The 455-nt window shown below is 70.3% G+C and carries 1 pseudogene; it reads left to right on the forward strand.

The features are described from left to right. Window positions 1-455: pseudogene (locus LPA54_RS38410) on the forward strand (UDP-N-acetylglucosamine 1-carboxyvinyltransferase); the annotation flags it as partial.

The raw sequence follows: 455 nt of genomic DNA on the forward strand, positions 1-455 counted from the left end.
TCGAGGCGATGAGCCTGGTGGCGGCCGCGGTGGTGACGGAGTCGGAGCTGACGGTCCGCCGGGTGCCGATCGAGTTCCTGGAGATCGAGCTGGCGGTCCTCGAGGAGATGGGCCTCGACCACGACCGCTCGCCGGAGTACTTCGCGGACAACGGCCGCACCCGGCTGGTGGACCTGACGGTCCGGCCGTCCAAGCTGGAGGCGCCGATCGACAAGATCCACCCGATGCCGTTCCCCGGCCTGAACATCGACAACGTGCCGTTCTTCGCGGCCATCGCGGCGGTGGCGCAGGGCAAGACGCTGATCCACGACTGGGTCTACGACAACCGCGCCATCTACCTGACCGACCTCAACCGCCTCGGCGGGCGGCTGCAGTTGCTGGACCCGCACCGTGTGCTGGTCGAGGGCCCGACCCGCTGGCGCGCGGCCGAGATGATGTGCCCGCCGGCCCTGCGC

The organism is Streptomyces sp. DH12, assembly GCF_020873895.1.
Classification (GTDB): domain Bacteria; phylum Actinomycetota; class Actinomycetes; order Streptomycetales; family Streptomycetaceae; genus Streptomyces.